Origin of the sequence: Streptomyces sp. NPDC052225 (genome assembly GCF_040679615.1) — a bacterium.
GTDB lineage: Bacteria > Actinomycetota > Actinomycetes > Streptomycetales > Streptomycetaceae > Streptomyces.
Genome location: NZ_JBFAVD010000013.1, coordinates 177,767 through 197,615, shown reverse-complemented (window position 1 = coordinate 197,615; position 19,849 = coordinate 177,767). Strand labels below are relative to the sequence as shown.

The 19,849-nt window shown below is 71.7% G+C and carries 18 protein-coding genes; 6 read left to right on the top strand and 12 right to left on the bottom strand.

Annotated elements, in window-relative coordinates; translation table 11 throughout:
- Positions 1 to 35: 35 nt before the first annotated feature.
- Positions 36 to 2,420: an excinuclease ABC subunit UvrA gene (locus tag AB0L37_RS20910; protein ID WP_365507273.1), complete on the top strand. Its 2,385-nt coding sequence runs from the start codon at positions 36 to 38 to the stop codon at positions 2,418 to 2,420.
- On the opposite strand, the gene AB0L37_RS20905 is transcribed toward AB0L37_RS20910, so the two are convergent.
- From AB0L37_RS20905 to AB0L37_RS20875, 7 genes are all read right to left on the bottom strand, one after another.
- Positions 2,406 to 3,914: an acyl-CoA synthetase gene (locus AB0L37_RS20905; RefSeq protein WP_365507270.1), complete on the bottom strand. Its 1,509-nt coding sequence runs from the start codon at positions 3,912 to 3,914 to the stop codon at positions 2,406 to 2,408. The genes AB0L37_RS20910 and AB0L37_RS20905 overlap by 15 nt on opposite strands.
- Before the next feature lie 43 nt (positions 3,915 to 3,957).
- Entirely contained in the window at positions 3,958 to 5,280 is a 1,323-nt protein-coding gene (locus tag AB0L37_RS20900; protein ID WP_365507267.1) for a nucleotidyl transferase AbiEii/AbiGii toxin family protein, read from the bottom strand.
- Positions 5,277 to 5,906, bottom strand: a complete 630-nt coding sequence (locus tag AB0L37_RS20895) for a hypothetical protein (RefSeq protein WP_365507264.1) — start codon at positions 5,904 to 5,906, stop codon at positions 5,277 to 5,279. The genes AB0L37_RS20900 and AB0L37_RS20895 overlap by 4 nt, the downstream gene beginning before the upstream one ends.
- Before the next feature lie 17 nt (positions 5,907 to 5,923).
- Positions 5,924 to 6,961 (bottom strand): hypothetical protein, encoded by a 1,038-nt coding sequence (locus AB0L37_RS20890; protein ID WP_365507261.1) that lies wholly within the window; start codon positions 6,959 to 6,961, stop codon positions 5,924 to 5,926.
- 118 nt (positions 6,962 to 7,079) lie between these two features.
- On the bottom strand, positions 7,080 to 7,826 hold the full coding sequence (locus tag AB0L37_RS20885; protein WP_365507259.1) for a succinate dehydrogenase/fumarate reductase iron-sulfur subunit: 747 nt from the start codon (positions 7,824 to 7,826) through the stop codon (positions 7,080 to 7,082).
- Complete coding sequence (locus tag AB0L37_RS20880) at positions 7,823 to 9,772, bottom strand: fumarate reductase/succinate dehydrogenase flavoprotein subunit (protein ID WP_365507256.1); 1,950 nt, start codon at positions 9,770 to 9,772, stop codon at positions 7,823 to 7,825. Before AB0L37_RS20880 ends, AB0L37_RS20885 begins: the two co-directional genes overlap by 4 nt.
- A gap of 5 nt (positions 9,773 to 9,777) precedes the next feature.
- Entirely contained in the window at positions 9,778 to 10,449 is a 672-nt protein-coding gene (locus AB0L37_RS20875) for a succinate dehydrogenase (protein ID WP_365507358.1), read from the bottom strand.
- Between the two features lie 130 nt (positions 10,450 to 10,579).
- On the opposite strand from AB0L37_RS20875, the gene AB0L37_RS20870 reads away from it, so the two are divergent.
- Positions 10,580 to 11,470, top strand: coding sequence for a LysR substrate-binding domain-containing protein (locus tag AB0L37_RS20870; RefSeq protein WP_365507253.1), 891 nt, complete (start codon positions 10,580 to 10,582; stop codon positions 11,468 to 11,470).
- Positions 11,471 to 11,718: 248 nt separating this feature from the next.
- Here AB0L37_RS20870 and AB0L37_RS20865 read toward each other — a convergent pair whose 3' ends face one another.
- The 4 genes from AB0L37_RS20865 to AB0L37_RS20850 all read right to left on the bottom strand — a co-directional run bounded on the left by AB0L37_RS20865 (position 11,719) and on the right by AB0L37_RS20850 (position 16,685).
- On the bottom strand, positions 11,719 to 12,429 hold the full coding sequence (locus AB0L37_RS20865) for a VOC family protein (RefSeq protein WP_365507250.1): 711 nt from the start codon (positions 12,427 to 12,429) through the stop codon (positions 11,719 to 11,721).
- 10 nt (positions 12,430 to 12,439) lie between these two features.
- Complete coding sequence (locus tag AB0L37_RS20860) at positions 12,440 to 14,587, bottom strand: EAL domain-containing protein (protein WP_365507247.1); 2,148 nt, start codon at positions 14,585 to 14,587, stop codon at positions 12,440 to 12,442.
- Positions 14,584 to 15,399, bottom strand: a complete 816-nt coding sequence (locus AB0L37_RS20855; protein ID WP_365507244.1) for an SAM-dependent methyltransferase — start codon at positions 15,397 to 15,399, stop codon at positions 14,584 to 14,586. The genes AB0L37_RS20860 and AB0L37_RS20855 overlap by 4 nt, the downstream gene beginning before the upstream one ends.
- A 311-nt stretch (positions 15,400 to 15,710) precedes the next feature.
- Entirely contained in the window at positions 15,711 to 16,685 is a 975-nt protein-coding gene (locus tag AB0L37_RS20850; RefSeq protein ID WP_365507242.1) for an SCO0930 family lipoprotein, read from the bottom strand.
- A 226-nt stretch (positions 16,686 to 16,911) separates the two neighbouring features.
- On the opposite strand from AB0L37_RS20850, the gene AB0L37_RS20845 reads away from it, so the two are divergent.
- The 4 genes from AB0L37_RS20845 (at position 16,912) to AB0L37_RS20830 (ending at position 19,188) form a co-directional block, all read left to right on the top strand.
- Positions 16,912 to 17,472, top strand: a complete 561-nt coding sequence (locus tag AB0L37_RS20845; protein WP_365507239.1) for a hypothetical protein — start codon at positions 16,912 to 16,914, stop codon at positions 17,470 to 17,472.
- Between the two features lie 18 nt (positions 17,473 to 17,490).
- Positions 17,491 to 18,252: a hypothetical protein gene (locus tag AB0L37_RS20840; RefSeq protein ID WP_365507237.1), complete on the top strand. Its 762-nt coding sequence runs from the start codon at positions 17,491 to 17,493 to the stop codon at positions 18,250 to 18,252.
- A gap of 24 nt (positions 18,253 to 18,276) precedes the next feature.
- Complete coding sequence (locus tag AB0L37_RS20835) at positions 18,277 to 18,531, top strand: hypothetical protein (RefSeq protein ID WP_365507234.1); 255 nt, start codon at positions 18,277 to 18,279, stop codon at positions 18,529 to 18,531.
- Positions 18,532 to 18,672: 141 nt separating this feature from the next.
- On the top strand, positions 18,673 to 19,188 hold the full coding sequence (locus AB0L37_RS20830) for a hypothetical protein (RefSeq protein WP_365507231.1): 516 nt from the start codon (positions 18,673 to 18,675) through the stop codon (positions 19,186 to 19,188).
- 119 nt (positions 19,189 to 19,307) lie between these two features.
- Here AB0L37_RS20830 and AB0L37_RS20825 read toward each other — a convergent pair whose 3' ends face one another.
- On the bottom strand, positions 19,308 to 19,796 hold the full coding sequence (locus AB0L37_RS20825; RefSeq protein WP_365507229.1) for a hypothetical protein: 489 nt from the start codon (positions 19,794 to 19,796) through the stop codon (positions 19,308 to 19,310).
- Positions 19,797 to 19,849: the final 53 nt, after the last annotated feature.

Here is a 19,849-nt window from a genome sequence, read left to right as displayed (position 1 = left end):
CCCCGACACCAGCACGACCAGCGGAGCCGCGCCCCATGCCCCACCCCGACTCGTCCGATCCCCGCCACGACGGTCTCGTCCGGGTGCGCGGCGCCCGCGAGCACAACCTCCAGGGCGTCGACGTCGACATCCCGCGCGATGTGCTGGCGGTCTTCACGGGCGTGTCCGGGTCGGGGAAGTCGTCGCTCGCGTTCGGGACGATCTACGCGGAGGCGCAGCGCCGCTACTTCGAGTCGGTCGCCCCGTACGCGCGCCGGCTGATCCACCAGGTGGGCGCCCCGAAGGTCGGCGAGATCACCGGGCTCCCGCCGGCGGTGTCCTTGCAGCAGAGCCGTTCGGCGCCGACGTCCCGGTCCTCGGTCGGTACGGTGACCACGCTGTCGAACTCGCTGCGCATGCTGTTCTCGCGAGCGGGCCGCTATCCGGAGGGCGCGGAGCGCCTCGACTCCGACGCGTTCTCGCCGAACACGGCGGCCGGGGCGTGTCCGGAGTGCCACGGCCTCGGCCTGGTGCACCGGACCACGGAGGAGCTCCTGGTCCCCGACCCCGGGCTGTCGATCCGTGAGGGCGCCATCGCGGCGTGGCCGGGTGCCTGGCAGGGCAAGAACCTGCGCGACATCCTCGACACGCTCGGCTACGAAGTGGACCGCCCCTGGCGGGAGTTGAAGCAGGCGGACCGGGACTGGATTCTCTTCACGGACGAGCAGCCGGTGGTGACGGTGCACCCGGTCCGGGACGCCGACCGCATCCAACGCCCCTACCAGGGCACGTACATGAGCGCGAACCGGTATGTGCTCAAGACGTTCGCGGACTCCAAGAGCCGTTCCCTGCGGGCGAAGGCGGAGAAGTTCCTGCACAGCACGCCGTGTCCGGTGTGCGGCGGCGCACGGCTGCGGGCGGAGTCCCTCTCCGTGACGTTCGCCGGGCGCACCATCGCCGAGCTGGCGCGACTGCCGCTGTCCGAGCTGGCCGGGATCCTCACCGTTCCGGGCGACGCCTCGGAGACCGCACGGGTCCTCACCGACGACCTGCGGGCCCGGATCGCCACGGTCACCGAGCTCGGCCTCGGCTATCTCGCCCTGGACCGGCCGACACCGACGCTCTCCGCGGGCGAGCTCCAACGCCTGCGTCTGGCCACCCAGTTGAGGTCGGGGCTCTTCGGTGTGGTGTACGTCCTCGACGAGCCGTCGGCCGGGCTGCACCCGGCCGACACCGAGTCTCTCCTGACCGTCCTCGACCGTCTCAAGGCCGCGGGCAACTCGGTGTTCGTGGTCGAGCACCACCTGGACGTGATGCGGCACGCGGACTGGCTGGTCGACGTCGGGCCGCTGGCCGGGGAGCACGGCGGCCGTGTCCTGCACAGCGGTCCGGTGGCGGGGCTGCGGGACGTGCCGGACTCGGCGACCGCCCGCTTCCTCTTCGACGGCTCCCCCGCCGACATGCGCCAAGTCCGCGAACCCAAGGGCTGGTTGAAGGTCGGCCCGGTGACCCGGCACAACCTGCACGAGGTCACGGCCGAGTTCCCGCTCGGCGCGTTCACCGCCGTCACGGGCGTCTCCGGGTCCGGCAAGTCGACGCTGATCGGCGAGATCACCGAGGAACTCGACGGGGTCGGGCGGCTCGTGGTCGTCGACCAGAAGCCGATCGGCCGCACGCCGCGCTCGAACCTGGCCACGTACACGGGCCTGTTCGATGTCGTACGGAAACTCTTCGCGGGCACCGCCGAGGCGAAGGAGCGGGGGTACGGGGTCGGGCGGTTCTCCTTCAACGTCGCGGGCGGACGGTGCGAGACCTGCCAGGGCGAGGGGTTCGTCAGCGTCGAGCTGCTCTTCCTGCCGAGCACGTACGCGCCGTGCCCGGACTGCGGGGGTGCGCGCTACAACCCCGAGACGCTCCACGTCGCCTACCGGGGGCGGAACATCGCGGAGGTGCTCGATCTGACGGTGGAGGCGGCCGCGGAGTTCTTCACAGCGGCGGACGCGGCGGGCGACGACGCGGCCCGGCCGGTGCTGCGCAGCCTCCACACCCTGCTCGACGTGGGCCTCGGGTACCTGCGACTGGGCCAGCCCGCCACCGAGCTGTCCGGCGGTGAGGCCCAACGCATCAAGCTGGCGGGCGAGTTGCAGAGGGTGCGGCGCGGGCACACGCTGTACCTCCTCGACGAGCCGACCACCGGCCTGCACCCCGCCGATGTGGAGGTGCTCCTTCGCCAGCTCCACGGCCTGGTCGACGCGGGCCACTCCGTGGTGGTGGTCGAGCTCGACATGGCGGTGGTGGCGGGCGCCGACTGGGTCGTCGACCTGGGTCCCGGCGGCGGGGACGCGGGCGGCCGGGTCGTCGTCGCGGGCCCGCCGCGGCTGGTGGCGGCGGACCCGGAGAGCCGTACCGCGCCCTATCTGGCCCGGCTACTGGGCCGCTGACCGAAGCCTGCCCTTGGCGAGCTTTCCGGTCGGGGTGCGCGGCAGCGCGGACACGAACACGACGTCGCGCGGCACCTTGTAGTGCGCGATCCGCTCCCGTACGTACGCGATCAGCTCACGCGCCAACTCCGGTCCGGCTTCCGCTCCCTCGGCGGCCTGCACCACGGCCCGGACGGACTCGCCCATCTCCGGGTCGGGCACGCCGATGACCGCGACGTCGGCGACGGCGGGGTGTAGCACGAGGCAGTCCTCGATCTCCTGCGGGTAGATGTTGACCCCACCCGAGATGATCATGAATGCCTTGCGGTCGGTGAGGTAGAGATAGCCGTCCTCGTCGGCGTGGCCGATGTCGCCGGTCGTCGTCCAGGTCGGGTGGTCGGGGTGCTGGGCCTCGCGGGTGCGGCCGTCGTCGCGGTGATAGCGGAAGGGCAGTTCCTCGCGCTCGAAGTAGATGACGCCGGTCTCCCCGGGCGGCAGCACCTTGCCCGCCTCGTCGCAGACGCGCAGCTCGCCGAGGAGCCCGGCGCGGCCCACGGACCCCGGTTTGCGCAGCCACTCCTCGGGGCCGATGAACGTGATCCCGTTCCCCTCCGTCGCTGCGTAGTACTCGTACAGGACCGGCCCCCACCACTCCATCATCCGCCGCTTCACCTCGACCGGGCACGGCGCCGCCGCGTGGATGGCGACCTTCATCGACGACGTGTCGTACCGCTCGCGCACCTCCTGCGGCAGCTTGAGCATCCGCACGAACATGGTCGGCACCCACTGGCTGTGCGTGACCTTGTGCCGCTCGATCGCCTCCAACGCCTCTTGCGCGTCGAAGGACTTCATCAGGACGACCGTGCCGCCGGTCGCCGTGATCGTGTGGCAGAAGCGCAGCGGAGCCGCGTGGTAGAGCGGCGCGGGACACAGATAGACGGTGTCCTCGCCGAAGCCGTACATGGGCTGGAAGAGCAGTTGGTACGTGGTCGGGTCCGTGCGGATGTCGCCGTCGGGCAGCGCGGGTTCGATGCCCTTGGGCCGGCCCGTCGTGCCGGACGAGTAGAGCATGTCGGCGCCGCGCGGCTGGGCGTCCGGCGGCTCGGGCGAGGCCTCGCGCAGCGCCGCGTCGTACGACCCGTCGTCGAGCCCGAGCCGGTGCGTGACCTCGGGTACCAACGCGCCGACGCGCGCGCCGAGTTCGCCGAGGGCCCCCGACACGATGAGCGTGCCGGCCCCGCAGTCCCGCACGATGTACGCGGCTTCCTCGGCCGTCAGGTGGTGGTTGACGGCGGTGAGGTAGAGGCCCGAGCGCATGGCGGCCCAGGAGACCTCAAGGACCCGCGGATCGTTGTCGGCGAGCAGGGCGACGTGGTCCCCTCGGCGCAGCCCCGCCGACCGCAGATGGTCGGCGAGCCGCAGCGAGTTCTCCTCCAACTGCCCGTACGTGAGAGTGGTGTTGCCGTCGGCTGTGACGACGGCCGGCCTGGCGGGGTCGTACGCTCCCGGATACATGGGCAGACGGTACCCCGCCCATATGACGGGGCGTCAGGGGTCGTCAGCGCAGTTCGTCGAGGAACAGGGAGCGCAGATCGGGGCGGCCGCGCAGGTACGCCCACCTCTCCTCGTCCCGCAGCACAGTGGCACACGCGTCGTCCAGTGTGGTCGTCCGGCGTCCCAGGACCTCGCGGACGACGACGACCGACGCCACGAACCCCCAGCGGCCGGAGGCCGACAAGCGGCGGGCGACCGCCGTCGCGGGCGCGTCCGGAGCGGTCTCGCGCACGTGCTCGACGAGCGGCGCCAGCCACCGCGCCCACCGGTCGTACGGGTCGGACCGGCCTTCACGCGCGGCCTCGGCCTGGTCGGCCAGCGGTCCGAGCACGGTCCGCAGCCGGTCGACGTACTCACCCGCCTCGCCCGTCACCTGCGGGTACTCGGCCCGGAAGTGCTCCCATCCGATGTCGGCGCACTCGGCGATCTCCGAGAGCCACCAGCGCCCGCCCGGCCGCAGCATCTCGTCGCCCGCGAGCACGAACGCGGCCCGCAGGACGTCGAGGGAGGGTGTGCCGCGCTCAGCGAGGAGGACCGCGTCGTAGAGGTCCTTGCCCTGCGGGTGGATGTCGCTGATCAGCCACATGACCTTCCAGGCCAGCGACAGTTCGGGGGTGACCGCGTCGACGACGGTGCCAGGACCGGCGCCGAGCGGGCGCAGCGGGGTGCGGACGGCCGGGGTCGCGAGGAGCTCGTGGAAGACGACGTCGATCTGTACGGTGCCGCCGGCCGTGCCGGGCGCGGTCCAGGGCAGCAGAAGGCGCCGTCCCGGTACCCGGTCGTAGGTCCAGATGTCCTCGGTGACCGCGCCCTCGGCGTCGATCCGGACGCCTGCGCCGGGCCGGGCCGCCGCGGTCCGCTGCGCGGCTGTCGCGAGCTGTGCGAACAGCTCCCGCGCCTCGGCGCCCTCGAACTCCCAGTCGTCGGGCGCCACATAGTCGAGGTCGCCCGGCTCACGCGCCTCGGCACCGAACCAGGTCGACATCAGCACACTGCCGCGCAGCACGAGCCGCGCGCCGAGCGGGGTGCCGGCCGCGGCGGCGAGCACCAGGTCGAGTGCGGTCCGGCGGGCGAGGAACCAGGCCCGCGCCTCGCTCTCGTCCGCGAACCGGGGGTCGCCCGCCCGGTACGCGTACGGGAACTGGAGCAGCGCCGGGTCGAAGACGGCCGGCTGGTCGAGTCCCCGCGGCGCGGGCACGAGGGTGCGCGGCAGGCCGAGGCCCGGCCGCTCGTCGCCTCGGGCCGGCGCGGTGTGCGGGATCGAGCCGCCCGGGGACAGGGCACGGCGCCAGTCCCGCTCGTCGGGTGGCGGTGCGGACGGTGTCATGACGGTGCTCCCTGCGTGGTCGGGCTCGTGATCCAGCCCGCGTCGAGGCCGAGCCGGGTGTCGTGCAGGACGTACTCGCGCTCGGTCTCCAGGATCCGGACGCCCGGTGCGGCGGTCAGAGCCGCGACGAGCGCGTCGAGACGGCGCCCTGCGGTGGCGCGGCCGACGGCGTGGCAGCGCTGGGTCACGAAGCGCTCGTGGCGGCCGTCGGGGCGGACCCGGCGGGCGTTCCACGACACGTGCGCGGTGTGCTCCTCGACGCGGGCGGCGAGCGCGCGCGGGGCGCACTCCCGGTCCAGGAGGACCTTCACGTGGTGCTCGAAGTGCAGGTGCGATGGCGCCTGTCGGGCCTCGGCGTCGGTCGTCGGAACACCCCTGGCCCACGGCGCGGCCTCGGTCTTCGCCCGTACGACGGGGAATCCGTCCCTGGCGAGGTCCTCGGCGGTGCGCGCGACACGGCCCGCGATCCACGCGTCGGCCCGCCCGCGCCCGCGCAGCGTCACCATCGGCTGGGACGGGTGGCGGCCCCGGGCGAGCACGATGTGGGTGAAGCCGAGCCCGCGGGCCGCCGCCCAGGAGGAGAGCGTCTCCCCCGCCTCGGCGCCGACCGTGAGGTGGGTCTCCAACTCACCCTCATAGCGCGCTAGTTCCCGGGCTGCCGTGCCGGTCGGACGTGGGCGGACCACCGTGCCGTCTCCTCCGCTGTGAGCACCCGCTCCAGGACCAGGTCGCCCGTCATGCCGGGGAAGAACCGTCCGGCCGGCCAGCCGCGCTCGTACGGCGGCGGGTCGAGGACGAGCAGGCGGGAGCCGTCGACGACGGGGATGTCGCTGGGTGTGCCCTCATTCCATATCCAACCGCCGTCCGGCGCCACCAAATTGAAGCTGCCCTTGGTGGGGACCTGGCCCGGCGCGTCCCGGCACACGGCGACCTCCTGCGGCGCGGGCGCGTACCCGGGCAGGTGGCCGCCGCCCGTCAGCCGGTCGGCGAGCAGCGTGTGGAGCTGGAAGGTGTCGCCGAGGCCGGTCATCCGCAGGGCGTATCCGGTGCCGGTCGGCCGGTCGATGACGATCAGCGGCTCGTCGTCCAGGACCAGCAGGGCGTATGTCAGGCACTTGAAGTCGTGGCCCGACGCCTCCTCCACGGCCCGTATGGAGGTGAGCAGTTCGGCGCGCCGACCGGCGTCCAGGCCGGTGCGCACGCCAGCGTGGTTGAGCATCGCGACGGAGGCCATCTCCCACTGCGGCAGCGTCCACCAGGCCATCGTCTGCTCGAAGCCGGCCCGCTCGAACGCGGCCTCGTCGGGCCCCGACTCCTCGGGGTCGGGCAGTTCATCGCCCCCGGTCGCGGCCCAGCGCTCGCAGAACTCGCCCGCGGCCCGCACCGCGTCGGCGAGCCCGTCGAGGATCGCCGGCGCGCACACGAGCGGATCCGCGCCGCGCTCGACGCAGGCCCCGATGACGACCGCGACCGTGCCGCGCGGCCCCGGCGGCACGGTGGGCAGCAGCCGCGCCAGACGCGCCGCCCCCGCCGCCAACTCCCGCTCCCCCGCGTCCTGATAGTGCTGGTGCAGCGCCTGGAAGCCGCGCTCGGCCCCCGCGCTGTCCTGCTGTTCCACGGCGGTCTCGAAGCCGGTGACGGCGTCGAGGAACCGCTCCCTCCCCCTGCGGTTGAAGATCATGCGCGCAGCGTACAGAGCGCCACTGACAACGCGATGACGGGACCGGGGGTTGAGCACCACTCCCGGTCCCGCCCACCCCGCGCTCTTCGCGGGACGTCTCAGCGTGGGTCAGCGCCGGTCAGCGGCTGACCTTGCGGTTGGCGCGCAGCCACTCCTTGTTCATGCTGGTGATGGAGAACAGCGGGATGCCCTTGGGGCAGGCCGTCGCGCACTCTCCGGTGAGAGTGCAGCCGCCGAAGCCCTCGTCGTCCATCTGGGCCACCATGTCGAGGACCCGCGTCTCGCGCTCCGGGGCGCCCTGCGGCAGCACGTTCAGGTGGTTGATCTTCGCCGAGGTGAACAGCATGGCGGCGCCGTTGGGGCACGCGGCGACGCACGCGCCGCAGCCGATGCACTCGGCGTGCTCGAAGGCGAAGTCGGCGTCCGGCTTGGGCACGGGCGTGGAGTGCGCCTCGGGCGCGGCACCGGTGGGCGCCGTGATGTAGCCGCCGGCCTGGATGATCCGGTCGAGGGCGCCGCGGTCGACGACCAGGTCCTTGATGACCGGGAAGGCCGAGGCGCGCCACGGCTCGATGTCGATCGTGTCGCCGTCCTTGAAGGACCGCATGTGCAGCTGGCAGGTGGTGGTGCGCTCCGGGCCGTGCGCGTCGCCGTTGATGACGAGCGAGCAGGCCCCGCAGATGCCCTCGCGGCAGTCGTGGTCGAAGGCGACGGGGTCCTCGCCCTTGACGATGAGGTCCTCGTTGAGGGTGTCGAGCATCTCCAGGAACGACATGTCCTGGCTGATCCCGTCCACCTCGTACGTGGACATGGCGCCTTCGGCGTCGGTGTTCTTCTGGCGCCAGACGCGCAGGGTGAGCTTCATGCGTAGCTCCGCTGAGTGGGGTGGACGTACTCGAAGACGAGGTCTTCCTTGTGCAGGACGGGCGAGGCGCCGGTGTCGGTGAACTCCCAGGCGGCCGCGTACGAGAACTCCTCGTCGACGCGCGCGGCCTCGCCGTCCGGCGTCTGCGACTCCTCGCGGAAGTGCCCGCCGCAGGACTCGGCGCGGTGCAGCGCGTCCAGGCACATCAGCTCGGCCAGCTCCAGGTAGTCGACGATGCGGTTCGCCTTCTCCAGGGACTGGTTGAACTCCTCGCCGGTGCCGGGCACCTTGATGCGGCGCCAGAACTCCTCGCGGATCTGCGGGATGCGCTCCAGGGCCTTGCGCAGGCCGCTCTCGGTGCGGGCCATGCCGCAGAACTCCCACATCAGCTCGCCGAGTTCACGATGGAAGGAGTCCGGGGTGCGGTCCCCGTCGACGGCGAGGAGCCGGGCGAGTCGCTCCTCGGTCTCGCGCACGACCTCGACGGCCGCCGGGTGCTCGGCGTTCACCTCGTCGGTGTGCGGGTTCCTCGCCAGGTAGTCGTTGATGGTGGCGGGCAGGACGAAGTAGCCGTCGGCCAGGCCCTGCATCAGCGCGCTCGCGCCGAGCCGGTTGGCCCCGTGGTCGGAGAAGTTCGCCTCGCCGATCGCGAACAGGCCCGGGACGGTGGTCTGGAGGTCGTAGTCGACCCACAGGCCGCCCATCGTGTAGTGCACGGCGGGGTAGATCCGCATGGGCACCTGGTACGGATCCTCGTCGGTGATCCGCTGGTACATGTCGAAGAGGTTGCCGTACTTGGCCTCGACGGCCTTGCGTCCCATCCGCGCGATGGCGTCGGCGAAGTCGAGGTAGACGCCCTGCCCGCCGGGTCCGACGCCCCGCCCTTCGTCGCACACGTTCTTGGCGGCGCGGGAGGCGATGTCACGGGGCACGAGGTTGCCGAACGACGGGTAGATGCGCTCCAGGTAGTAGTCGCGCTCGTCCTCGGGGATCTCGTTCGCGGGCCGGTCGTCGCCCTTGGCCTTCGGCACCCAGATCCGCCCGTCGTTGCGCAGCGACTCGCTCATCAGCGTCAGCTTCGACTGGTGGTCGCCGGTGCGCGGGATGCAGGTGGGGTGGATCTGCGTGAAGCACGGGTTGGCGAAGTAGGCGCCGCGCCGGTGCGCCCGCCACACGGCCGTGGCATTGCTGTTCATGGCGTTCGTCGACAGATAGAAGACGTTGCCGTAGCCGCCCGAAGCGAGCACGACGGCGTCCGCGAAGTAGGTGTCGATCTTCCCGGTGACGAGGTCGCGGGCGACGATCCCCCGCGCCTTCCCGTCGACGACGACCAGGTCCAGCATCTCCGTACGGGGATGAAGCTCGATGTTCCCGGCGGCCACCTGGCGGCTGAGTGCCTGGTAGGCGCCGAGCAGCAGTTGCTGTCCCGTCTGGCCGCGCGCGTAGAACGTACGGGAGACCTGGACGCCACCGAAGGACCGGTTGTCGAGCAGGCCGCCGTACTCGCGGGCGAAGGGCACGCCCTGGGCGACGCACTGGTCGATGATCTCGACGGAGATCTGGGCGAGGCGGTGCACGTTCGACTCGCGGGCGCGGAAGTCGCCGCCCTTGACGGTGTCGTAGAAGAGACGGTGCACGGAGTCGCCGTCGTTGCGGTAGTTCTTCGCGGCGTTGATACCGCCCTGCGCGGCGACCGAGTGGGCGCGGCGCGGCGAGTCCTGGAAGCAGAACTGGACGACGTGGTAGCCCTGTTCGGCCAGCGTCGCGCCGGCCGAACCGCCCGCGAGGCCGGTCCCGACGACGATGACGGTGTGCTTGCGGCGGTTGGCGGGGTTGACCAGCTTCGCCTCGAAGCGCCGCGTGTCCCAGCGTTCGTTGACGGGCCCGGCCGGTGCCTTGGTGTCGGCGACCGGCTCCCCGGTCGTGTAGTCGGCGTACGAAGTCATGTTCTTCAGCTCACCAATCCGGTCATGACGCCCACGGGCACGGCGATGAAACCGAGCGTGAGCAGTACGGCGAGGGCCGTGCCGACGGTCTTCAGGACGCGGTCGCGGGTGCGGCTGCCGACACCGAGGGTCTGCGCCGCGCTCCAGAACCCGTGCTGCACGTGGAAGCCGAGGGCGAGCATCGCGACGATGTAGATGACGTTGCTGTACCAGGTCGAGAACGTGTCGATGATGTTCTGGTACGGGTGCAGGTGCTCGTAGCCGCCCGGATGCACGGTCCCCGTCGTCAGGTCGAGGATGTGCCAGACGATGAAGAGGCCGAGGATGATGCCGCCCCAGCGCATGGTGCGCGTGGCGTAACTGGCGCGCGGCTTCTTGTGCACGTACTGGGTGGGCCGCGCCTTGATGTCGCGCCGGCTGAGCTGGTACGCGGACGTCGCGTGCGCCACGACGGCGACGACGAGCACGATCCGTACGAGCCACAGGCCCCACTCGTAGTGCAGTACCGGCTCGCCCATGGTGCGCAGCCAGTGGGCGTAGTGGTTGATCTCGCCCGGGCCGAAGAAGATCTTGAGGTTCCCGATCATGTGCGCGACCAGGTAGAGCAGCATCACGATGCCGCTGACGGCCATCACGGTCTTCTTGCCGAGGGAGCTGTCCCAGATCGTGCGCGTCATGGACGACCGTCGGTCCGTCCGCGTTGCCAGAGCCATGTCAGAGACGGTAGGGCCGAAGGCCCCGATCGGTCCAAGACATGGTCCGGCTCATTTCCATAGGCATGGCCTATGGAAGGGCTAGGGTGGCGGCATGCAGTTCCAGCAACTCCAGTACTTCGTCGCGGTCGCGGAGACCCGGCACTTCACGCGCGCGGCCGAGCAGGTGCACGTCGCGCAGCCGTCGCTGTCCCAGCAGATCCGGGCCCTCGAACGGGAGCTGGGAGCGGATCTCTTCCAGCGGGCCCGGGGCAACATCACCCTCACCGACGCGGGCGAGTCATTGCTTCCGCTGGCCCGGCGCATCCTCGCGGACGCGGACACGGCGCGGCACGAGGTGCAGGAGCTGGCCCAGCTCAAGCGCGGCCGCGTCCGCCTCGGTGCGACGCCGTCCCTGTGCACGGGCCTGCTCCCGGACGTGCTGCGCGCCTTCCACGACCGCTACCCCGGCATCCAGCTCCTGATCGAGGAGGGCGGCTCGCACGATCTCGTACGGGAACTCGCGCGCGGGGCGCTCGACCTAGCCCTCGTCGTCCTGCCGCTACCGACCCCCGCGCCCGCCCTGACCACGGTGGAGCTGCTCCGCGAGGAACTGGTGATCGTCTCGTCCCCGACCGCGCCGAGCCCCGGCCGGGGCCGCAGATCCGTGCGCGTCTCGGATCTGGAGGGCGAGCGCCTCGTCATGTTCCGGCACGGCTACGACCTGCGGGAGCTGACCGTCGCCGCGTGCCGGGCGGAGGGGTTCGAGCCGGACTTCGCGGTGGAGGGCGGCGAGATGGACGCGGTTCTGGGGTTCGTGCGGGCGGGGCTCGGGGTCGCGGTGGTGCCGTCGATGGTGGCGACGCGGGCCGGGGCGGATCTCCGGGTGACTCCACTGGCCCGCCCGGGGCTGCATCGGACCATCGCGCTGGCGCACCGGTCGGACGTGGCGCCGCCGCGGGCTGCGCGTGAGCTTCAGCGGATGCTCGTGGAGCGGGACGGGTGACAGCTCGGGGTGCGTGGGTTCGTTGCTGGATGCGGGTTCGGTGGGGGCTGGTCGCGCAGTTCCCCGCGCACCTGAAATGCATGCGCTTCGCGCGCATTTCCCCGACAAAGGCCGGCTCCGCGAACGCGCCCCCTGAGATGGCGCACGAAGTGCGCATCTCAGGGGCGCGGGGCTGTGTCATTGGCGGCTCCGCCGCGGGGCGCGACCAGCCACGACGAACGCCGCACCCGGCAACGGAACACCAACCCCTACGGCGCCCGGTCCGTGAGGCAGTACAACCCCCCGGCAGGGTCCCGCATCACCGTCCAGCCGCGCCCGTCCCTGACGTACGTCGCCCCGAGCCGCTCATGCTCAGCCCGCGCCGCAGCCCGCTCCGAGCACGCGATGTCCAGATGAGCCGAGGGCACCGACTCCGTGTCGAGGCGCTGGAGGAGGACCTGCACCGGCAGCACCGTACGACCGGCCGACAGCAGCCTGAACTCCGGGCTCTCGCACGGAACTTCGGGCCAGCCGGTGAGCGCGGCCCAGAACTCGGCCTCCGCCTTGTACGTGCTCGGCGGCGTGTCCAGGCTCAGCTGGTCGATGCGGGTGCCGGAGACCGCCGAGGGGCCCGTGCGCTCACCGGCCCACTCGACCAGGCAGAACAGATGCCCCGCGGGCGACCGCATGACCTCCAGACCGGGCTCCGTGTGGACACCGCCGGCACCGAGTTCACGGGCCCGTCGCGCCTCGTGCGGCACGTCGTCCACGGCCAGGTCGAGATGCGCCCCGCCGGGCCCGTCGAAGACACCCTGCACCTTGACGCACGGGTCACCCCCGGACGGCAGCAGCGTCGTGAACTCACCGCGCTCGCCCCGGAGTTCAGAGAGCCGAGCCTCCGCGACCCGCGCCCAGAAGTCGCAGGCGGCGCCGAAGTCCTCGTAGGGCCGGTCGACGAACAGGTACGCCCACCGGATCATGACAGCGGCCTCATCCCGTGGCGTCCGCGAGCGCCAGCTCGTGGAGGCGGTCCGGCGGGCCGGGGCGCGCGTAGTACCAGCCCTGCGCCGTGTCGCAGCCGAGCTCCTTCAACTGCTCGGCCTGCGCGCCGGTCTCGACGCCCTCGACCGTGACCGCGAGGTCCAGGCTGTGGGCGAGCGAGACGATGCCCTCGACGATCTTCAGGTCGACCGGGTCCGCGGGGAACTGCTGCATGCCCTGGGTGAAGGAGCGGTCCAGCTTCAGGACGTTGACCGGGAGCCGGCGCAGGTTCGCCAGGTTCGAGTACCCGGTGCCGAAGTCGTCGAGCGCTATGTCGACACCCATCTCGGAGAGCCGGCGCAGCGGCTTGAGGAGGTCGTCGTCGGCGCCGATCAGAGCCGACTCCGTGACCTCCAGGCAGAGCGCGCCCGGCGCGAGCCCGGCCCGCTCCAGGATGTCGACCGTGTCGGAGACGAGGCCGGGGTGGGTGAGCTGCATCGGCGACAGGTTCACGTTGATGCGCATCGGGCCCGCCTCGGCGTGCCGCTCCTGCCAGACGCGGGCCTGGCGTACCGATTCCTCCAGGACCCAGCGGCCCAACGGGACGATGAGGCCGGTGTGTTCGGCGAGCGGGATGAAGCGGTCGGGGCCGAGGACGCCGTGCTGCGGGTGGAGCCAGCGCACCAGTGCCTCGGCGCCGCGCACGCTGCCGTCGCCGAGATGGACGAGCGGCTGGTACTCGATGAAGAACTCGCCGCGGTCCAGGGCGGCGGGCAGCGCCGTCGTGAGGCCGTGGCGGGTGATGGCGCGGGCGTCGGCCTCCGGGTCGGCCAGCTCGTAGCGGTTGCCGCCCGCGGACTTGGCCCGGTACATCGTGATGTCGGCGCTGCGCAGCACCTCGGCGGGGCTGCGCTCGGCGGCCGGTCCCTCGACGATGCCGACGGAGCCGCGCACGGTGAGTTCGCGGCCGTCGATCCGGATCGGGGTGGCGAGGGCGTGCATGATGCGCCCGGCGAGCTCGTCGACCTCGGTCTCGGTGTCCTTGCCGGTGGTCAGGGCCACGAACTCGTCGCCGCCGAGCCGCGCGACCATCTCGCCGGGGGCGGTGGCACACGCCTGGAGCCGGTCGGCGACCTCGACGAGGAGCCGGTCGCCGACCGCGTGGCCGAGGCTGTCGTTGATGGTCTTGAAGCCGTCGAGGTCCAGGTAGCACAGGCCGAACCGGGCGCCCTCGCCCGCACCGAGCACCTTCTCCAGGCGCTCGAAGAACAGGGTGCGGTTGGGCAGGCCGGTGAGCGCGTCGTGCGTCGCCTCGTAGCGCAGCCGCAGGTTGAGCAGCCGGCGCTCGGTCGTGTCCTCCATGAGCGCCAGCTGGTACTGCGGGACGCCGTCCTTGTCGCGCAGCAGCGACACCGTCAGATTCGTCCACAGCGCGGTGCCGTCGGGGCGGTAGAACGCCTTGTCCACGCGGTAGTGCTCGCGCTCGCCGCGCACCAGCTCGTGGTAGAGGTGCCAGACCTGCGGGGCGTCCTCGGGGTGCGTCCACTCCGCGACGTTGCGCCCGCGCACCAGGCCCTCGCTGCCGCCGAACATCCGCACCAGCGCGTCGTTGACCTCCAGGACGGTGCCGTCGAGGTCGGCGATGCCGATGCCGATGGCGGCGCCGTGGAACACCGCGCGGAACCGGGCCTCGCTCGCGTGCAGCGCCTCGGCGACGGCGCTGCGGGCGGCGAGCGCCGCCCGCGAGATGGCTTCCTGCTCGACGAGGGTCCGCTCGCGCAGCGCGGCGGCGAAACCGGCCGCGAGCTGGTGCTGGATACGCGAGCAGCGCGCCCGCAGATCGTCCTCGCGCTCCGGGGTGCGCGCCTCGTCGCCGCAGTACAGGACGAGGTAGGCGTCGACGACGTCGAGGGTGCGGCTGAGCGCCTCGGGGTCGGTGCAGTGCGCCGTGACGAGCGCGCCGCCTACGGCCCGCCCCTGCTCGGCGTCGAAGGTCCGCGCGGCCAGCGCGTCGCGCAGCCGGCGGGCGAGCGGCACGAGTTCGTCCTCGAACTCGTGCCGGGTCAGGGACGTCGCCGTCACCGGGAAGATCGCCCGGCTCCAGATCGTGGCGAACCTGCGCAGTCTGTCTTCCGGTCCGCCCGGCTCTTCGCTCACGCCTTGCGCCCCACTCCCACATAGCCCGCGAATGTGTACGGGTCCTCGTCCTCGGGCGCGGTCTGAGGCCGCCACACGGGCATCGGCACGATGCCCGGCTCGACGGTCTCATATCCCGTGAAGAACCGTGCGATCTCCTCGCGGTTCCGCATGATCAGCGGATTGCGGACATCGTTCCGGTAGACGTCGACCGCGCCACTGGCCGTTTCCGTCGAGATGGGCATTCCCTCAAAGGAGGCATGCGTCACGATCAGCAGACTTCCGGGTGCGAGCGCCGCGCTCAGTTCGGCCACGGCCCGCTGCGGCTCGTCGGCGTCCTCGATGAAGTGCAGTACGGCGACCAGGAGCAGCGCCACCGGCCGCTTCAGGTCGAGGAGTTCATGGACCTCGGGGCTGCCCAGGATGTCCCGCGGCTTGCGCAGGTCGGCCGAGACGGCGGCGCAGTCGGGGTTGCCGTCGAGGACGGCCTTGCTGTGCGCGACGGCGACCGGGTCGTGGTCGACGTAGACCACGCGGGCGCCGGGGCTCGCCTGCTGCGCCACCTCGTGGACGTTCCCGAACGTCGGGATGCCGGAGCCGATGTCGAGGAACTGGGTGATGCCCTCGTCGACGGCGAAGCGCACGGCCCGCCGCATGAACGCCCGGTTCGCCTGCATGATCTTGGGCAGGCCCGGCATGAACTCCATGGCCTTGCGTGCGGCCTCCCGGTCGACCTCGAAGTTGTGCGAGCCGCCCAGGTAGTAGTCGTAGATCCGGGACACACTGGGCACCGAGATGTCGATGCCCTGCGGGGCCCAGGCAGGACGCTCCATCAATCTCTCCAAGGCGTAGGCGAGCCGGTGTTCGAGCTGAGGCTACTGATCAGCCGCCAAAGGAGCGAGTCAAAACGGAAATTGACCGTCCGTTCTCGGTCACTGCCTCCGGCACGTGCCAATTGGCAATGATCCGAAACCACCCCGAAACCATCTCTATCCCCACCGAAGAGAACCGGTCCGTTCCCGATACGGGACCATCACGTGGTCACGCGAGGAACGGACCGGCGATTCACCAAATCCTTTGAACACTCTACCTTCGAGGGCTCCGCCCGGAGCCGCTCATCCCACGGCCGCCCCTGTGACGGCCACTACTTCCGCGGGGCGCCGACCGGCTTTCCGTCGGGGGCCGCGGCGTACCAAGTGCCGCCCACACCCTGCCCGTTGACGTCACCGGGCTTCTTGTCGCCGGAGAAGGTGTACACCGGCCAGCAGTTCAGCGTCTGCTGCTTGGTGCCGTCGGGGCGGTCGAACGTCATGTAGCCCTTGAGCGGAATGTTCTTGGTGTCGTTCTTGGCGACCGGTGCGAGAGCGGGCCACTTCTCGGCGCACGCTCCCAGGCAGTTGGACTTGATGGGCCAGGCCGAGTCCTTCAGGAACCGGTAGACCGTCATTCCGTTCTTGTCGACGACGATCTCGCCGAGCTTCGGATCCCTTCGCGTGGAAAGCCCCGCCGCGTCGGCCGGCTCAGCGGCGGGCTCGGGGCTCGCCTTCTTCCCGTCGGGGGCCGCCGCGTACCACGTACCGCCCACCCCCTGCCCCTTGGCGTCACCGGCCTTGGTGTCCATGGCGTAGCGGTACATCGGCCAGCCGTCGATGGTGAGTTGCTTGCTGCCGTCGGCGGCGGTCACCTCGCCGAGCAGCGACGGGTCGACGCCGGACGCGGCGGTCGCGCCGCTCGCGGGCACGGCGGGCCACGCCTTCAGACAGGCGGCGTCGCAGTTCGACTTGGGCGGCTGCGCGGTGTCCTTGTCGAACCGGTAGAGCGTGAACCCGGCGTCGTCCGTGAGGACCCGGCCGAGCTTCTTGCTGTCCCAGACCGCCAGCCGGCCCGCCGACTTGGTCTTGGCGCCGGTGTCCTTGTCCGCGGAACCCGACCCGTAGGCGTCACCCTTGCCCGCGCCGTAGCCGTCGTCGGATCCGTAACCGCCCTGCGCCGGGGCCGCGTTGCCCACGTTCTGGCCGTTCGCGGACGCGTCGCCCTTGTCCTGACCGCACGCCGTCGTCAGCGCCAGCAGGGCCGCAGCTGTCGCTACGAGCGAGGCGCTCCGCCAGGAGGTCTTCATCGTCAACTCCCGCATGTTGCTTGGGTGTTGTGCACACCCGGTCGGGTCCGCACATGGCCCTAGGTACGGGCGGGGGTGGCCGGTGTGTTCAACGGGGCCGAAGATTTCTTGACTCGGACGAGCGAAGGACCGGGGCGCAAACCAGCTCGGCGCCCGCGCCCCACGTTCGGGGTACTCCGCACGGAAAACGGCGTGCCGGTCACGGCCGCCGCCCATGATCTCCGTCGTGCTTCCAACACAGCGGGCCAGAGCCGCCCTGGTCACCCGTGCTGTCGCGATGGTCGTCACCGCGTGGCTGTGCGGCGTCCCGGCGGCGGCCGCGACAGCCCTGCCCCTGCTCGCGCCGGCCGACAGCTGCGCGTACGCCTCGGTCGACGGCGGCGGAACGGGCGGCGCCGTCGCGGTCTCCGGCGACGGCGTCACGTGCAGCGCGGGGCCGCGCACGCCCCCGCCCGAGAAGCCCGTACCGAAACCGCCCCCGCCCAAGAAGCCGACGCCGCCCCCGCCGGCCCCGCCACCCCCTCCTCCTCCACCGCCCTCACCCACGCCCCCGCCCCCGCCTTCACCCCCTGCCGCGCCGCCCCCGCCCGCACCCGAACCCCCGCCGCCGCCGCCGAGCCCCACGCCGACCCCGTCCGCACATCCCACTCCGACACCCGTGCACTACCCGGTGTACCGGCCGGCCGTGCACCGCGCGCCCCCGCGCGGCGGCCCGTCGATCGTCACGCTCACCCTGCTCATCACCGCGCCCGCGGTGCTCGCGGTCGCCGCTCTGCGCCCCCGCTGAACCTTTGTGGAGGTACCCATGTCGGAATGGCTTGTTCTCGCCCTCGCGATGGTCGCCGTCTGTGCGATCGTCCTCGTCGTCCTGGTCCTGCAACAGCGAAGAATCGGCGAGGACGACGACCCCACGGAGACCCCGGACGTCATCGAGTACATGACGATGATGATCGGCGTGGTCTACGCGATCGTCCTCGGCCTGGCCATCGCCGGTGTCTGGGAGGCGCGCAGCGCGGCCCAGGACCACGTGCGCGACGAGGCGCAGGCGCTGCACGAGATCCACGAGCGCGTCCGCGTCTACCCGGCCGACGTCCGGGACCGGATCCGGGCGGATGTCGACATGTATGTCAGCCATGTCGTCACGACCGAGTGGCACGCCATGCGCTCGCGCGGCGAACTGACGGCTGAGGGCACCGAACTCCTGGACACCGTGCGCCACGACGTCACCGACTACGAGCCGAAGACGGACTTCCAGGCGCAGGCCTACCAGCCGCTGGTCGACCAGGTCACGGCCGCCGACGACGCCCGTAACGCCCGCGCCGACTCCACGGGCGCCACGATGCCGGGCGTCGTCTGGTTCGGCCTGATCGTCGGCGGCCTCGTCACCATCGGCATGATCTTCGCGCTCCAGATCAGACGCACCCTGCGCGAACTCATCCTCGCCGGGCTCTTCTCGGCCCTGATCGCGTTCCTGCTCTTCCTGATCTGGGACTTCGACGCGCCCTACAGCCGGGGCATCGCGGCCACCGCGGAGCCCTTCCTGATGCTGTTTCCGGGAGCGGGCTGACCCCACCTGGAGCACGCTGGGGGCATGACTCCATGGCACGCCCCGATCGTCGTCCACCCGCTCGCGCCCGAGGGCGGGCGGCATGTGACCGTGCGCGGGCAGGCGGTCGGACTCGCGCACAGCGACGCGGATCTGACCCGGCTGCTCGGCCGGGCCGGGCTCGGCTCGGCCGACCTGACCCTCGACGATCCGCACCTCGTCGAATGGCGGGGCGCCGGCCCGCACGTCTGGCACACGACGGGCCCCGACGGGGCGTCAGCACGCCACGAGGTCCCCTGACCGGCCCAAGGACATGCCCCGTTCGCACGACACCGATCGCGCCCCTCAAGGGGTGTCCCTAGCGTTTCGGGCATCGAGGTGCCTGTCCCAAGCGCGCGGAACCGGTCCGCAGCTGCTCCTCGTGGACCCGGAGGAACCCCCATGAAGGCGATACGTGCCGCTTGTGCCGCCGCGCTCTCCCTCACCGCTCTGACCCTCGCCGCACCGCCCGCGCTGGCGGAGTCCGACTCCGGCGGCTCGGTGCGCGTCTCCCCCACGACCATCGCCGCGGGCGGCCAGGTCACGGTCTACGGAAGCGGCTGCTCGAAGGACATCACGGTGTCCTCCGGCATCTTCGACACCGTCACGATCGGCAGCGGCAGCGGCCGCGGGTCGCAGACCGCCATCGTCGACTGGGACGCCAAGCAGGGCGCCATGTACTCGGTGACGTTCTCCTGCTCCGGCAGCTGGACCCGCACGGCCGACCTCACCATCGCGGGCGGCAGACCCGTCGATCCGACTCCCCCACCGGTGCACCACGGTGTCCGGGCGGGCGTCGGCGGCAGTCTCGGCGGGTTCGACCTCCAGGAGATCGGGCTTGGCGCCGCGCTGATCACGGGCGCGCTCGGTACGGCGTACTACTTCTCCCGGCGCCGCACGGGCGACGACAACGCCTGACGCTCCCGCACACGGGCCGGTGCCCCGAAGACCACGCTGTCTTCGGGGCACCGGTCCGTTCACGTGCGCCGCGGGCCCCGCGAAGGGGGGCGGGGCCCGCTGATCCTCGTAACCGCTGCTTACGCCTTGCCCTCCGAGCGGCGGCGCATCCAGAACACGCCGCCGCCGACCAGCGCGGACGCGACGAGCGCGCCGCCGATGGCCATGTCGGTGGAGGTGGCGCCGGTCTCGCTGGCACCGCCGAGACCACCGCGGACACCGCCGTGGATGACGGTGAAGGCGGCAGGACGCGTGAGCGGCACGCCCTGGCAGCTCACGGAGACGTCGTGGGCGCCGGGGGCGGCGTCGCTGTGCACGGTCGCGTTGGCGCTCGCCTGCTCGCCGCCCGCGTTGGTCAGGTTCACCGTGCCGAACGCGTCCGACGTGGCGGTGCTCCCGGACTGGCACTTGGTTCCGGTGACGGAGATCGTCACCTGGCCACCGCGCGGAATGACGCTGGGCGAGACCGTGAGGTTGGACGGGTCCGTCCAGGCGGACGCGGCGGGGGCGGCGAGACCGACGGCGGCGACGGCGACGGCGGACACCGCCAGGGCACGGGTGGTACGCATGAAAATCCTCCGCGGAAGGCGTCCCCGGGGAACGGTCCCCGGGAATTTCGGCG

What these genes read in the sequence shown, in the direction of transcription:
- AB0L37_RS20910 (WP_365507273.1), top strand. Translation starts at nt 36, where the DNA reads ATGCCCCACCCCGACTCGTCCGATCCCCGCCACGACGGTCTCGTCCGG.
- AB0L37_RS20905 (WP_365507270.1), bottom strand. Translation starts at nt 3,914, where the DNA reads ATGTATCCGGGAGCGTACGACCCCGCCAGGCCGGCCGTCGTCACAGCC.
- AB0L37_RS20900 (WP_365507267.1), bottom strand. Translation starts at nt 5,280, where the DNA reads ATGACACCGTCCGCACCGCCACCCGACGAGCGGGACTGGCGCCGTGCC.
- AB0L37_RS20890 (WP_365507261.1), bottom strand. Translation starts at nt 6,961, where the DNA reads ATGATCTTCAACCGCAGGGGGAGGGAGCGGTTCCTCGACGCCGTCACC.
- AB0L37_RS20885 (WP_365507259.1), bottom strand. Translation starts at nt 7,826, where the DNA reads ATGAAGCTCACCCTGCGCGTCTGGCGCCAGAAGAACACCGACGCCGAA.
- AB0L37_RS20880 (WP_365507256.1), bottom strand. Translation starts at nt 9,772, where the DNA reads ATGACTTCGTACGCCGACTACACGACCGGGGAGCCGGTCGCCGACACC.
- AB0L37_RS20875 (WP_365507358.1), bottom strand. Translation starts at nt 10,449, where the DNA reads ATGACGCGCACGATCTGGGACAGCTCCCTCGGCAAGAAGACCGTGATG.
- AB0L37_RS20870 (WP_365507253.1), top strand. Translation starts at nt 10,580, where the DNA reads ATGCAGTTCCAGCAACTCCAGTACTTCGTCGCGGTCGCGGAGACCCGG.
- AB0L37_RS20865 (WP_365507250.1), bottom strand. Translation starts at nt 12,429, where the DNA reads ATGATCCGGTGGGCGTACCTGTTCGTCGACCGGCCCTACGAGGACTTC.
- AB0L37_RS20855 (WP_365507244.1), bottom strand. Translation starts at nt 15,399, where the DNA reads ATGGAGCGTCCTGCCTGGGCCCCGCAGGGCATCGACATCTCGGTGCCC.
- AB0L37_RS20850 (WP_365507242.1), bottom strand. Translation starts at nt 16,685, where the DNA reads ATGAAGACCTCCTGGCGGAGCGCCTCGCTCGTAGCGACAGCTGCGGCC.
- AB0L37_RS20840 (WP_365507237.1), top strand. Translation starts at nt 17,491, where the DNA reads ATGTCGGAATGGCTTGTTCTCGCCCTCGCGATGGTCGCCGTCTGTGCG.
- AB0L37_RS20835 (WP_365507234.1), top strand. Translation starts at nt 18,277, where the DNA reads ATGACTCCATGGCACGCCCCGATCGTCGTCCACCCGCTCGCGCCCGAG.
- AB0L37_RS20830 (WP_365507231.1), top strand. Translation starts at nt 18,673, where the DNA reads ATGAAGGCGATACGTGCCGCTTGTGCCGCCGCGCTCTCCCTCACCGCT.
- AB0L37_RS20825 (WP_365507229.1), bottom strand. Translation starts at nt 19,796, where the DNA reads ATGCGTACCACCCGTGCCCTGGCGGTGTCCGCCGTCGCCGTCGCCGCC.